Source organism: Maricaulis sp. (genome assembly GCF_048268525.1).
GTDB lineage: Bacteria > Pseudomonadota > Alphaproteobacteria > Caulobacterales > Maricaulaceae > Maricaulis.
Map to the genome: position 1 here is coordinate 18628 of NZ_JBLWVH010000004.1, position 12161 is coordinate 30788.

9 protein-coding genes are annotated in these 12161 nt (G+C 61.4%); 7 read left to right on the forward strand and 2 right to left on the reverse strand.

Features of this window, described 5'->3' with window-relative positions; translation table 11 throughout:
• Positions 1–81: 81 nt before the first annotated feature.
• A complete protein-coding gene (locus ACN0X9_RS03240; protein WP_417486202.1) occupies positions 82–711 on the reverse strand; it encodes a YdcF family protein in 630 nt (209 codons plus the stop codon).
• 107 nt (positions 712–818) lie between these two features.
• Between ACN0X9_RS03240 and ACN0X9_RS03245 the strand changes: the two genes are divergently transcribed.
• From ACN0X9_RS03245 to ACN0X9_RS03275, 7 genes are all read left to right on the forward strand, one after another.
• Positions 819–2426, forward strand: coding sequence for a hypothetical protein (locus tag ACN0X9_RS03245; protein WP_417486203.1), 1608 nt, complete (start codon positions 819–821; stop codon positions 2424–2426).
• Positions 2426–4411 carry a hypothetical protein gene (locus ACN0X9_RS03250; protein ID WP_417486204.1) on the forward strand — a complete coding sequence of 662 codons (1986 nt, stop codon included), beginning with the start codon at positions 2426–2428 and terminating at the stop codon, positions 4409–4411. Before ACN0X9_RS03245 ends, ACN0X9_RS03250 begins: the two co-directional genes overlap by 1 nt.
• A 39-nt stretch (positions 4412–4450) precedes the next feature.
• On the forward strand, positions 4451–5401 hold the full coding sequence (locus tag ACN0X9_RS03255; protein ID WP_417486205.1) for a glycosyltransferase family 2 protein: 951 nt from the start codon (positions 4451–4453) through the stop codon (positions 5399–5401).
• Positions 5402–5536: 135 nt separating this feature from the next.
• Positions 5537–6481: a Gfo/Idh/MocA family protein gene (locus ACN0X9_RS03260; protein WP_417486206.1), complete on the forward strand. Its 945-nt coding sequence runs from the start codon at positions 5537–5539 to the stop codon at positions 6479–6481.
• Between the two features lie 120 nt (positions 6482–6601).
• The gene (locus ACN0X9_RS03265) at positions 6602–7756 is read left to right on the forward strand and encodes a DegT/DnrJ/EryC1/StrS family aminotransferase (protein ID WP_417486207.1); all 1155 of its coding nucleotides are present in this window, start codon (positions 6602–6604) and stop codon (positions 7754–7756) included.
• A gap of 11 nt (positions 7757–7767) precedes the next feature.
• Complete coding sequence (locus tag ACN0X9_RS03270) at positions 7768–9141, forward strand: nucleotide sugar dehydrogenase (RefSeq protein WP_417486208.1); 1374 nt, start codon at positions 7768–7770, stop codon at positions 9139–9141.
• A 101-nt stretch (positions 9142–9242) separates the two neighbouring features.
• Positions 9243–10295 (forward strand): hypothetical protein, encoded by a 1053-nt coding sequence (locus ACN0X9_RS03275; protein ID WP_417486209.1) that lies wholly within the window; start codon positions 9243–9245, stop codon positions 10293–10295.
• Positions 10296–10303: 8 nt separating this feature from the next.
• On the opposite strand, the gene glmS is transcribed toward ACN0X9_RS03275, so the two are convergent.
• Positions 10304–12124 carry a glutamine--fructose-6-phosphate transaminase (isomerizing) gene (gene glmS / locus ACN0X9_RS03280; RefSeq protein WP_417486210.1) on the reverse strand — a complete coding sequence of 607 codons (1821 nt, stop codon included), beginning with the start codon at positions 12122–12124 and terminating at the stop codon, positions 10304–10306.
• Between the last annotated feature and the right edge of the window lie 37 nt (positions 12125–12161).

Consider the following 12161-nt stretch of genomic DNA (forward strand, 5'->3'; position numbering starts at 1 on the left):
GGCTGTCGAGAGCGCCACGAAGATAATTGTGCCCGATCCGTGCGTGCGTCCGCCCCGCACCCCGGCGGGGTCGCCACCGCATCATTGACCGCGAAGGCGTGCAAGCCAGGCTTCCCGCCACCGCCGTGGCAAGGTGAGGCTGGCCCAGGCGATCAGCTCATGCTGCGACCGGACCAGGGTCCGGACCGGATTTGCGGGAGGCGCCGAACAATAGGTTTGAACTTCCAGGTCCGGCATCGTGCGGCGCACAATCCATGAAATACGCAGCAGATGAAGACAATCGCTGACCAGGACCACTTGTGGCACCGCTCCGCTCCTATCAATCAAATCGGCAAATGCACCGACATTGCTCACGCTGTCGAATGAGCCGCCCCCGACAACAACCCGATCGGCCGGCACGCCGCGATCCACCGCCAGTTCCGCCATCCAGGCGGCGCCGTGATACCCGGCCCTTGGCCGAAAGCCGCCGACCATTGCCAGGCCTTCGACGCGCCCCTCCAGCAACAGCAGCGCCGCAGCATCGACACGGCGACCGGTCGCAGCGCCGGCATCACCATAGAAGGCGACCGCAACGTCACCGCTGGCGGCGTCATTGTGCATCGCCCGGGCGGACAGCAAAAGTATCGCCGTTACAACCAGATGCAGGGAAAATGCCGCTGCGACAATGCCCAGCGATATCCGTTTGAAGTTGCCAAATTTTGCTGGCTGCATCCGTCCCCACCCCCAGTAGAGAACCGCGTTGGTAGTCCAATTTTCGTTTTTTTTCAAAGCAATGGATGCTCGATGCAGCGGCCTTGGCAGCCATGAAGTGTTGGTCTATGAACACGCCGACATGGGAACGGCTGGGGGCAGATCCATTGGAATCGAGCAATTACGAGTTCGCAGCTGTCCAGCTGATTGCCCACAGTGTGGTGCTACTCGGTTTCTTCGTGCTCTCTTCGTCCGCGGCTTTTTCCGCCATATCCTGGCTGGGCGGACGTCAAATCCCCCCCTTCCTGGCTTGGAGTTTGAGCCTGGTAATCGGACCGGTGCTGATGTGCTGGACCCTGGTGCACGCACTCTACTTCGCTCCCGGAATGGACCCGCGCGTATATCTTGGACTGTTGCTCGCCGTATTCGGTTTGCCGGGTCTCGCGCTGATCTGGCCGTTTGCCAAGACGCCGCTTGCCGGATTGATCAACCTGTATCGGGACCTGTCGTCCACGCCACTGCGCCTGACGCTCTGCGTCGGCCTTGCCATCGGCGTGGCAACAACCCTCGGCCATCTCATCCTGCATCAGCTGTTCATTCCACTGTGGTCGAATGACCCGCTCGAATACGCCCATGTCAGCCGCGTCATGGCCGATCTGGCCAGCGTCCGGGACTATCCCTTCACCGAGCCGTCCCTGACCGGCGGATTGCAGGCAGCCTGGACCCATCCACTGGGTTATCCGGGCTTCCTGATCCTCGGCTATTTTGTTCAGGGTTCGACTGACCTGGCCGGCTGCATCCGCATGGTCACACCGTGGCTGCTGTTCGCGAACGCCTGCATTCTCGGAGCGATCGCCGGCTACCGCCGCCCGGCAGCAGGCTTCGCCGCCGCGCTCCTGCTGGTAACCACCCCCTATGTCTTCCACCTCGCCGCCCAGTCCCATATCGACGTCCTGAGACTCGCTGCCCTGTCGGCCTGTTTCACGTCAATCTGGCTGCTGGCGCGCATGCCGGGCATCGGCATGGCCGTGATTGCGGGTTTTGCGACCGCGACCGTACACTTCACCCACTCGATCGGCCTGATTACGCTGCCCTTGGTGATCCCGCTTTACTTGCTGATTTCGCAAGCAACCTGGCAGGAGACCTGGCGGAATATCGTGATTGTGGCCACGCTCTCGATCGCTGCAGTCGCACTTCGCATCGGCATCAATATCGCCGAGTTCGGCAGCATCCTGAAGGATGGGCCAACCGTGTGGAGCTACGAGCACCTGCGGGTGGAGGAGCACCGTGAAGTCGTGCGTCTCCTCTACACGACCTATGACAAGATTTTCCGAGGCGTTTTCGCAGGATGGACACAACAGGCACTGTTCGGCTGGTCCTACTGGGTCGGCACGATCGGCCTGATCTGGGCGACCTGGCGCTTCCGCTCGCATTTGCGGACCCCGATGACATTGCTCAATGACCGCTTCTGGCGGCATCCGGACCCGATTTTCGCCGCCGTCATTCTGTGTGGCGGATATTTCGCCTTTGTCTGCCTGACCATCGCCGCCGGTTCAGATCTGGTGATCAAGAACCCGCGCTATCTCCTGACCATCCATCCATTCGTCATTGTCATCACAGCGCGCCTGCTCACCATGCCGCTGGAGGCCGCGAAGGGCTTCGCCTTTGCAACCGGCCCGTCCAAGGCCAGCCCGCAAGACGATGAGCGCGCTGATGCAGCCGGGAGCGTCTCCTGATGTCCGACCCGACCCAAAACCCCGGACCTTCGAGCTCCGACAAATCCACTGCAGACGTGAATGAGCGCATCATTCGGGTACCGGCTGATACTGCCAGCCCGAAGGCCGATCCCAACCGGCCAGAGGAGTCTGCCGACAAGGCGTCACTCAATGCACGGGCCGCCGACGCAATTGATGATTTTGTCGGCCAGGCGAGCGCGATCCAGTCTCGTGTCCGGTTCAACGCAACCTACTGGGTCTGCCTGTTGGTACTCATCGCCCTTTCCGCGTCCGGCTGGTTCAATGCGGCGGTGGTGACCGGGTCTGATTTCCGTTCATTCCGGGTGACCGGATCGACCTTGCTTGACCCTGAACCACAAAAAATGATGGCTCGGAACACGCAGATGATCCAGCTCATCGAAGCGATTTCGCGCGAGCAGGAAGAAGGTGAGTACACACTCGCTTTCCGGCAGGCCGAGCTGAGCTTCTACGGCGACCTGCCCTTTATCTATTCGATCAGTGAATCGATCGCCGAGATTTACGAGATAGATACGCCCGCCGCCTTGTTCGAGGAGTTGCAACAGCGCAACATCCGCTATTTCGCCCTGCCCAGCTATGCACGGGCGGAGCTGGAAAACTCGCAGTTCGAACCCCTTCTCGGCAATCCGGACTATGTCCAGTTGCTCTATGAGCTGGATGATTACCGCCTGTTCGAGCTTCGTGACGCTCCGGAGAATTTCGAGCGCGTCACCCTGATCCGAGAAGATTTCGAGCGTGACCCCGTGCTGCTGGCGAACTGGGCACTCAGCATGCGTCCGATCGGACTGTTGGCGACTCTCCAGGCGATCCTGTCAGGAGAACAGGCCGTTTTCACAACCAATGAGGACTCCGGATTTGTCGAAACCCGGCGCGAACGCAGCTACCGCGCCAGGCCGGGGATTGTCGACGTCCTCCAGCGTGGCGAACTGGCTCCCGGCGTGTCCCCGTTTGCTGTCCAGCAGAGCGATTTCGATGCCAGCCGCGGCACGTTGCAACTGGTCGCCGAAATTGAAGGCGACGGCTATTTCGAAGCCGTGATGACGGCCTATGACAGGTCTGGCAGCGAGATCAGCCTCGAGCCGCAAGTCCTGTGGAATGGCGTGCTGTTCCCGGGCGAACGGCGGACCATCCATGCGCAGTTCACCGACCTCAGCCAGCGGGTCCTTCCGTCCGCCCTTGGCGACCAGGACCGCCTCTACCGCATTTTCTTCCAGATTCGCGACGGCGGATATCTCCGGCTTTACAACTGGGAGATCAATCATTTCCCGGAAGTGGCACCGACCTCCAGCCAGTTCACCGATGCCTATCTCGCCCCGCTCAACAATGGCTGGAGTCAGGCCGGTGACGATCTGACAGGTCGCGAGCTGTACTTCACCACAGTGGCTGACGATCCGGATCCCTCCGACAATTTCACGCCGGTACGCTTCCGCCGCTATGACTCCCGACCGATTTCAGTGCTGAGCCCCGCCTTTTCGGCCCCGATGGAACTCTACAGCACGGATTTTCTTGAAACATCGACGCGATTGTCGTCGGCGATCCGCCCGGCCGTTCACGCTCGCACCCGCCTTGCCGGGACTGGCGTTGTGGATGTCACCGCGGTTGTTCGCTGTTCAACCCTGCTGAGAAACCAGGTCGAGGCCAGGGCGGCGACGGGCGATGCAACGCGCGGTGACGGAGATGGCTCCCTGCGCATTCCTCTGGGCACGATCCTGCTCGACGAAGCGGACAGGAACACCGCTTTCACATTCGACGTGCCGTGCCTTCCCCAGCTCATCAACTTCGAATATACGGCTGTCCGAAACACACTTCTGGTTAGACGAGACAACACTTTGTCGGACATTCAGGTCCTCGATCTCGACGCATCATTGCGGCTGCTGGACATCAGCGGGCGTGTCGCCGAGGCCCCCTTCACGATCACGACGCAACAAATCAACGAATATCGTGAGCGGGTTTCGCCCGTTCACTGAATCCACCCCTAATTTCCGCCCGAGAGCAGATCGAGTTTCATGGCCTATAAAACAAAGACGCTTGCAGCCGTCATTCCATGCTACAAAGAAGAAACACAGATCGGCATGGTGATCGACACCATGCCCGACTATGTCGATCACATCGTGATCATCGATGATTGCAGCCCCGACAAGACGTCCGAAGTGGTTCGGGGCTACATGGAATCCAACGACCGGATCGTGCTGATCGTGCACGAGGAAAACCAGGGTGTAGGCGGAGCGATCGCGTCCGGATACAAATGGGCTCGCGACAATGGTACCGACTATGCCGTCGTGATGGCCGGCGACGGCCAAATGGACCCCGATGACATGCCGGCCCTGCTCGATGTCATGATCGACGAGCAAGTGAATTACGCCAAGGGCAACCGCCTGATCTATCCGCGCGCCAAGGATCTCATTCCGCCCGTCCGCTATTTCGGCAATTCAGTGCTTTCCCTCATGACCAAGGTGGCATCCGGCTACTGGCACATCTCCGACAGTCAGACCGGCTATACGGTCATCGACCGCGAGGGACTGGAACGCATTGACTGGGACGACATGTACAAGCGCTACGGTCAGCCCAATGACCTGCTCGTCAAGCTCAACATCGAGAAACTGCGCGTCCGCGACGTGCCCATCCGTCCGGTTTACGGCGTCGGGGAGCAGAGCGGAATCAAGGTCTCGAAGGTCATCACCAAGATCTCCCGTGTGCTGCTCAAGGGCTTCCTGCACCGGATGAACGAGAAGTACATCGTCCGCGATTTCCATCCGCTTGTGCTGTTTTATGCGGCCGGTGCGCTGCAACTGATCATCGGCCTGCTCTTCCTGCTGCGGGTCCTGTTCGTCTGGGCCACGGCCGGCGACGCGCCGATCGCCTCGCTGATCCTGATGATGTTCATGATGTCCATGTCGATGCAGGCCTTCTTCTTCGCGATGCTCTTTGACATGCAGGACAATCGCGACCTCAGATAGACCGTCTGCGGGCCGGCCGGACAGACCGGTCGGCCCGCGCCGTTTTTCCGACGCACCGCAGGGGGCCGCTTGCTCGCTTTACGGACACGGAGCAGGTCCCTATAAGGGCGCAAATTCTTTCAAGGGACAAAGCGAATGAGTGTAAAAGTTGCCGTCGTAGGATGTGGCCACTGGGGCAAGAACCATGTCCGGAACTTCGCACAACTGGGCGCTCTGGCGGCCGTTGTCGATCCGCACGCTCCGACGGCCCAGCGGTTCGCTGACGAGTACGGCGCCGAAGCGCTGACCTTCGACAAGGCGCTTGAGCACGAGGACGTCGATGCCGTCGTCATCGCGGCTCCGGCCGAGTTGCACGCCGACCTGGCGGTTCGCGCTTTCGAAGCCGGCAAACATGTTTTCGTGGAAAAGCCGATCGCCCTGACCCTGCAGGAAGCCGAAACGATGAAGGCCGCGTCGCTGCGCGCCGGCAAGACACTCATGGTCGGCCACCTCCTGCAATACCACCCGGCCTTTGTCGCATTGCGTGATTTCGTCGGCGCGGGAAAGTTGGGCGAGCTTCGCTACGCTTACAGCCACCGGTGCTCGCTCGGAAAATTCCGGACCGAGGAGAACGCGCTTTGGAGCTTTGCGCCTCACGACGTCTCGATGTTGCTGGCCCTGTTCGGCAACGCGCCGGATTCGGTATCGGGCACGGGCGGTGCGTTTGTTACCGACGGCGTTGAAGATGAGTGCCGTGTCGACATGACCTTCCCGGGCGGTGGACGTGCCCACGTGTTTGCCAGCTGGCTGCATCCGTTCAAGGAACACCGGTTGATCGTCGTCGGCGAAACCGGAATGGCGGTTTTCGAGGATTCTGCGAACGGTGACGAGAAGCTGCGCCTCTATCGGCACACGATCGATACCTCTGGTGCGGCCCCCGTGCCCAGCAAGGCCGATTGGGAACCGATCCCTTATGGTGACGACGAACCGCTGCGGACCGAATGCCAGCATTTCCTCGACGCCTGCGCCGGCGGCAAGGCCCTCACCGATGCCGACGAGGCCATGCGGGTCCTCGATGTATTGCTGAAGGCATCTGCCTGACGCGAACGTGACGGGATCGCCACACGAAAGCAGCGAAACAACAATGTCACATATTCGCTATTGATTGTCGCTTACGGTTGCGGAAGAAAACGCGACCTCTACAGGGAAACGGGACACACCATGCAGTTCATCGACCTCCAGGCCCAGCGCGCACGCATTTCAGACAAGATCAACGCCGCGGTGGCGAAAGTCATCGAGGAAGGCCGCTATATCATGGGGCCCGAGGTCAAGGCCTTCGAAGCCCAGCTCGCCGAGTTCGGCCAGGCCAGCCACGCGGTCGGTTGCGCCAACGGCACCGAAGCCCTTGCCCTGCCGCTGATGGCCTGGGGCCTTCGTCCGGGTGATGCGGTGTTCTGCCCGTCCTTCACCTTCGCCGCGACCGCCGAAGTGGTTCCCTGGCTGGGGGCATCGCCGGTGTTCGTCGATATCGACCCGAACACCTACAATATCGATCCGGACCATCTGGAAGCGACGATCGAGGCCGTGAAGGCTGAAGGCAAGCTGCGCCCGCGCATGATCATCGCGGTCGACCTGTTCGGCCAGCCGGCGGATTACCCGCGCATCGCCGCGATTGCCAAGAAGCATGACCTGAAGCTGATCTCCGACAGTGCCCAGGGCTTCGGCTGTACGCTGCACGGCGACCATCCGATCAAGTGGGCCGACGTCGCCACGACAAGCTTTTTCCCGGCCAAGCCGCTGGGATGCTATGGCGATGGCGGGGCTGTGCTCACCAACGATGCCGCACTCGCCGAACGGCTGGATTCGCTGCGCGTCCACGGCAAGGCCGTGCCGTCGGACATCCAGGGCCGGACCTTCGATCACGACACCAAGTATCTCAACATGCGGATCGGCATGAATTCGCGCCTCGACACGATCCAGGCAGCGATCCTGATCGAGAAACTGGCCATTTTCGCTGACGAGATCGAGGCACGGAACCGCGTCGCCGCCCGCTATAACGAGCATCTCGCCGACCATGCTGCCAGCGTGCCGGCCATGATCGATGGCGGTGTCTCGGTCTGGGCCCAATACACGATTGAACACGAGAACCGCGACGGGCTGGCCGCTCATCTCAAGAGCCAGGGCGTGCCGTCGGCCGTCTACTACCCGATCCCGATCCACCAGCAGGACGTTTACTCGGTTTACCCGACCGGTCCTGGCGGATTGCCGGTGTCAGACGAAAAAGCGGGTCGGGTGATTTCCCTGCCCATGCACCCCTACCTGGACGAGGCCACTCAGGATCGCGTCATCGAAGCCGTCCGCGGCTTCAACGGATAAAGGACGATCACATGAACGCGCCCATCACAGCTGAATTCGACACCCTCGACACCCTGACGCCGGACTTCGAACGTCGCGCCGAGTCTCGCGACCTCATAATCGGCGTCATCGGTCTGGGTTATGTCGGCCTGCCTCTGGCTCAGGCCTTCTGCCGACAGAACACCCGGGTCATCGGCTTTGATGTTTCCGAGTTCAAGGTCGAGAAACTGAACGCCGGCAAATCCTACATCAAGCACATCAGCGACGACTCGGTCGGCGGCATGGTCGAAACAGGTCGTTTCGAAGCGACCACCGACTTTGACCGCCTGGCCGAACCGGACGCCCTGCTGATCGCCGTGCCCACGCCCCTCAACGCACACCGCGACCCCGATCTCGACTATGTCATCAAGTCGACCGAGGCGATCGCCAAGCGCCTGCGCCGCGGCCAGATCGTGATCCTGGAATCGACCACCTATCCGGGCACCTCGGACGAGGTGATGAAGCCGATCCTGGAGAAGCTCAGCGGTCTGGTCGCCGGTCGTGACTTCGGGATTGCCTACTCGCCGGAGCGCGAAGATCCCGGCAACCCGCAGTTCGAAACATCCACCATCCCGAAAGTCGTGGGCGCGGATACCGACGCAGAAAAGCGTATGGCTGTCGCGGTTTACAAGACGATTGTACCGCAAGTCGTGCCGGTCCGGGATTTGCGGACCGCCGAAGCGGTCAAGCTGACGGAAAACATCTACCGCGCCGTCAACATCGGCCTCGTGAACGAATTGAAGATGGTTTACGAGGCGATGGGCATTGATGTCTGGGAAGTGATCAACGCCGCCGCAACGAAACCGTTCGGCTTCCATGCCTTCTATCCGGGCCCGGGACTGGGCGGCCACTGCATCCCGATCGATCCGTTCTACCTGTCGTGGAAGGCTCGCGAATACGGCCTGCCCACGCGGTACATCGAGCTGTCCGGCGAGATCAACTCGAAGATGCCGGAATACGTCATCAACAAGCTGGCGGAAGAACTGTCGACCCGCCTCGAGAAGGCCATCAAGGGATCCCGCATCCTGCTGGTCGGCCTGGCCTACAAGAAAAACGTCGATGACATGCGGGAAAGCCCGTCTCTCAACCTGCTCGAGATCCTGGAAGAGCGTGGCGCGAAGGTGGACTATTACGACCCCTATATCCCGGTCGTCCCCTTCGATCCCGACCATCCGCAGTATGAAGGCCGCGCATCGACGGCTTGGGACAGTGACAGCCTGTCCAAGTATGACGCCGCGATTGTTGCCACAGACCATGACCGCGTAGACTATGCGATGGTTCTGAAAGCCGTGCCATTCGTGATCGACACCCGCAACGCCACCGTCATGTTGCAGGGTGAGTATGGCGACAAGATCATCAAGGCCTGATGGCGACGAGGTGTTGAATGCCGGGCAAGCCGGAGCTTTCTTTTCTGGTTATTGCCCGGCACTTCCCTCCCTCCGTTTCAGGGGGGGCACGGCGCCCGCTGATGTGGATCAGGGGATTGCAGGCGAACGGCGCCCGGACATTTGTCGTTGCCCCGGAACTTCCCGATGGCATTGAGGGGACTGCGGTCCACCATCCACATGTGGACCCCTCCACCCGGCCACCAACGGCTCCCGGACTGAAAGACCATCTCAGGGACTGGCTGCTGTGGCCTGACCCTGACATCCGGTGGGTGCGCAAGGCCGTCCGGGCTGCGCGGCAGACCTGTCCGTTCGTACCAGACTGGATATTCACCACCAGCCCGCCTGAATCCGTCCACACGGCGGGTCACGCCCTGAAGCGCGCCTGGCCGACTGCCCGGTGGGTGGCCGACGCCCGCGACCAGTGGATGCTGCGCCCCTTCCGCGCCGAACGCCGACAGCTCATCCGCCGCACGCTGGAACCGCTCCTGGCACGCCATATCCTGCGTGACTGCGACGCCGTCCTCAGCGTCAATTCAGCCATCTCTGACGAGCTCGCAACTTACGCGCCCCGCGCCGCCCGCTGCGTTGTCCCGCATTTCACCGAAAACACGGAAGCGCCCTACCCCTTTGACGGCACCACCATCAACCTGGTGCATACCGGCAGCTTCAAACTGTCCGATCCCGATGTGTCGGTCGATCACCTCATCGAACCGTTCGAGCAGGCCGCAGCGCTCAATCCGGCGCTGAGACTGCATCTGGCGGGCCGACTGCGCGATGACGAGATGGCGCGAATACATTCGAGCCCGGCGCACGACCGGATGGTGCTGCACGGAACGGTTTCACTAGCCGAGTCGATGCAGTTGCAGGCTGGGGCGGATGCCCTGATGGTCGTCGCCGCGGAAGCCTCAGACGCGCCCCCGGGCAAGTTGACCGAATATCGCGCTGCCAGCCGCCCGATCCTCCCGGTAGGTCCCGGCTCATGGCGCCGCCATATTGATGGAAGCTCGGCCGACCAGGACGTCAGCCGCTTGGCGGCCGTCACCAAGGCCGGCGCAGGCATCGATGCGCCAATGCCGACGCCGCCCGCAGAAGCGGTCGCGAATGCCCTCGAATTCCTTGCGGATTGCCCGTAGGCCCGGCACTACTCGACCGTGACCGACTTGGCCAGGTTTCGCGGCTGATCCACATCGGTGCCCTTCAGAACCGCCGTGTGGTAGGCGAGCTGCTGGATCGGGACGGCTGCGACAATCGGCTGGATGATCGGATGGCATTCCGGCATCACCAGCGTGTGGGCTGCGTCATTTCCAGCCAGTTTCGCGCCTTTGGGATCGGTGATCAGGATCACCTGCGCGCCCCGGGCGACCACTTCCTGCAAGTTGGAAATCGTCTTCTCGAACAACTCGTCAAACGGGGCGATGACAATGACCGGCGTGCCCTCTTCGATTAGCGCGATCGGCCCGTGCTTCAATTCACCGGCCGCATATCCTTCGGCGTGGATATAGCTGATTTCCTTGAGCTTGAGCGCCCCTTCCATCGCCAGCGGATAGAAGACGCCGCGGCCGAGATACAACACGTCCCGCGCCTTCGCCAATGACAGCGCAATGGTCTCGATCTGGCTCTCCAGCTCCATCACCTCATTAATGTGGCGCGGGGTCTGGAGAAGGGCCTCGACAAGTTCGGCCTCGCCATCATCGCTCAACTGGCCGCGCGCGCGCGCCGCCACACCAGCGATACAGGCCAGTGCCGACAACTGGGCCGTGAACGCCTTCGTCGAGGCGACACCGATCTCCGTACCGGCATGGGTATACAGAGGCAGTCGACAGTCCCGCGCGATGGAGGACTCCGGAACATTGACGACCGCTGCGGTCGGGATCTGCCGTTCATTGCAATAACGCAGGGCGGCCAGCGTATCCGCGGTCTCACCGGACTGGGACACGAAAATCGCCCGGTCATCCGGCGACATCACCGGTGAGCGGTAGCGAAACTCCGACGCGATATCGATATCGACAGGAATGCGAGCGTATCGTTCAAACCAGTATTTCGCCGTCGCTGCCGCGTAGAAAGCCGTGCCGCAGGCGGAACTGATCAGACGCCCTGAAGCGTCCCAGAACTCGCCCATATCACAGGAAAACCGGCGATTCACGGCGTCGATATAATTGGACAGCGTCCGACTGACGGCCTCCGGTTGTTCATGGATTTCCTTGTCCATGAAGTGCCGGAACTCACCCTTGTCGGCAAAGCCCGGCGTCGCGTTGGAAACCTGTTCAGGGCGCTCCACCGGCGTGCCGTCAAACTCGAAAATCGACGCAGAGGTCGGGGTCAGCTCACACCAGTCATCTTCTTCCAGATAGATTACCCGGCGGGTCCAGTCGGCGAGGGCGATCGCGTCGGAACCCAGATAGCTTTCCCCGTCTGCCAGACCGACCACGAGCGGGCTGCCGCGACGCGCACCGTAGAGATGCTCGGGATTGTCACGGCAGATGGCCGCGACCGCGTAGGCGCCCCGCAATCGCTTGATTGCCGAATGGAAAGCATCGCGCATCGACAGGCCCGCTTCGCGGTAGCTGGCAATGACATGAGCGATCACCTCGGAATCGGTCTCGCTGGCAAAGACGTGCCCCTTGCCTTCCAGCTCCTCACGCAACTCGCGAAAATTCTCGATGATGCCGTTATGGACAATGGCGACCGTGCTGCGGACATGGGGGTGCGCATTGCGCTCACCGGGCTTGCCATGGGTCGCCCAGCGGGTGTGGGCTATGCCGAGCGGACCATCGCAGGGATCATCGCGCAGGACGGCATCCAGGTTCGCGATCTTGCCACCCGCGCGGCGACGTTGCAGCCCGGTCTCTGAAAGCACGGCCACGCCTGCGGAATCATACCCGCGATACTCGAGGCGCCGAAGCCCTTGGACCAAGCGGTCAGACGTTGTCGTCGACCCTGCAATACCGAGAATACCACACATTTGCCTATGCCCCGCGCACACCTTGTATCACTCAGTT

Excerpts from the sequence above, each read along its gene's own strand:
- ACN0X9_RS03240 (WP_417486202.1), bottom strand. The coding sequence starts at position 711 with ATGCAGCCAGCAAAATTTGGCAACTTCAAACGGATATCGCTGGGCATT.
- ACN0X9_RS03245 (WP_417486203.1), top strand. The coding sequence starts at position 819 with ATGAACACGCCGACATGGGAACGGCTGGGGGCAGATCCATTGGAATCG.
- ACN0X9_RS03250 (WP_417486204.1), top strand. The coding sequence starts at position 2,426 with ATGTCCGACCCGACCCAAAACCCCGGACCTTCGAGCTCCGACAAATCC.
- ACN0X9_RS03255 (WP_417486205.1), top strand. The coding sequence starts at position 4,451 with ATGGCCTATAAAACAAAGACGCTTGCAGCCGTCATTCCATGCTACAAA.
- ACN0X9_RS03260 (WP_417486206.1), top strand. The coding sequence starts at position 5,537 with ATGAGTGTAAAAGTTGCCGTCGTAGGATGTGGCCACTGGGGCAAGAAC.
- ACN0X9_RS03265 (WP_417486207.1), top strand. The coding sequence starts at position 6,602 with ATGCAGTTCATCGACCTCCAGGCCCAGCGCGCACGCATTTCAGACAAG.
- ACN0X9_RS03270 (WP_417486208.1), top strand. The coding sequence starts at position 7,768 with ATGAACGCGCCCATCACAGCTGAATTCGACACCCTCGACACCCTGACG.
- ACN0X9_RS03275 (WP_417486209.1), top strand. The coding sequence starts at position 9,243 with ATGTGGATCAGGGGATTGCAGGCGAACGGCGCCCGGACATTTGTCGTT.
- glmS (WP_417486210.1), bottom strand. The coding sequence starts at position 12,124 with ATGTGTGGTATTCTCGGTATTGCAGGGTCGACGACAACGTCTGACCGC.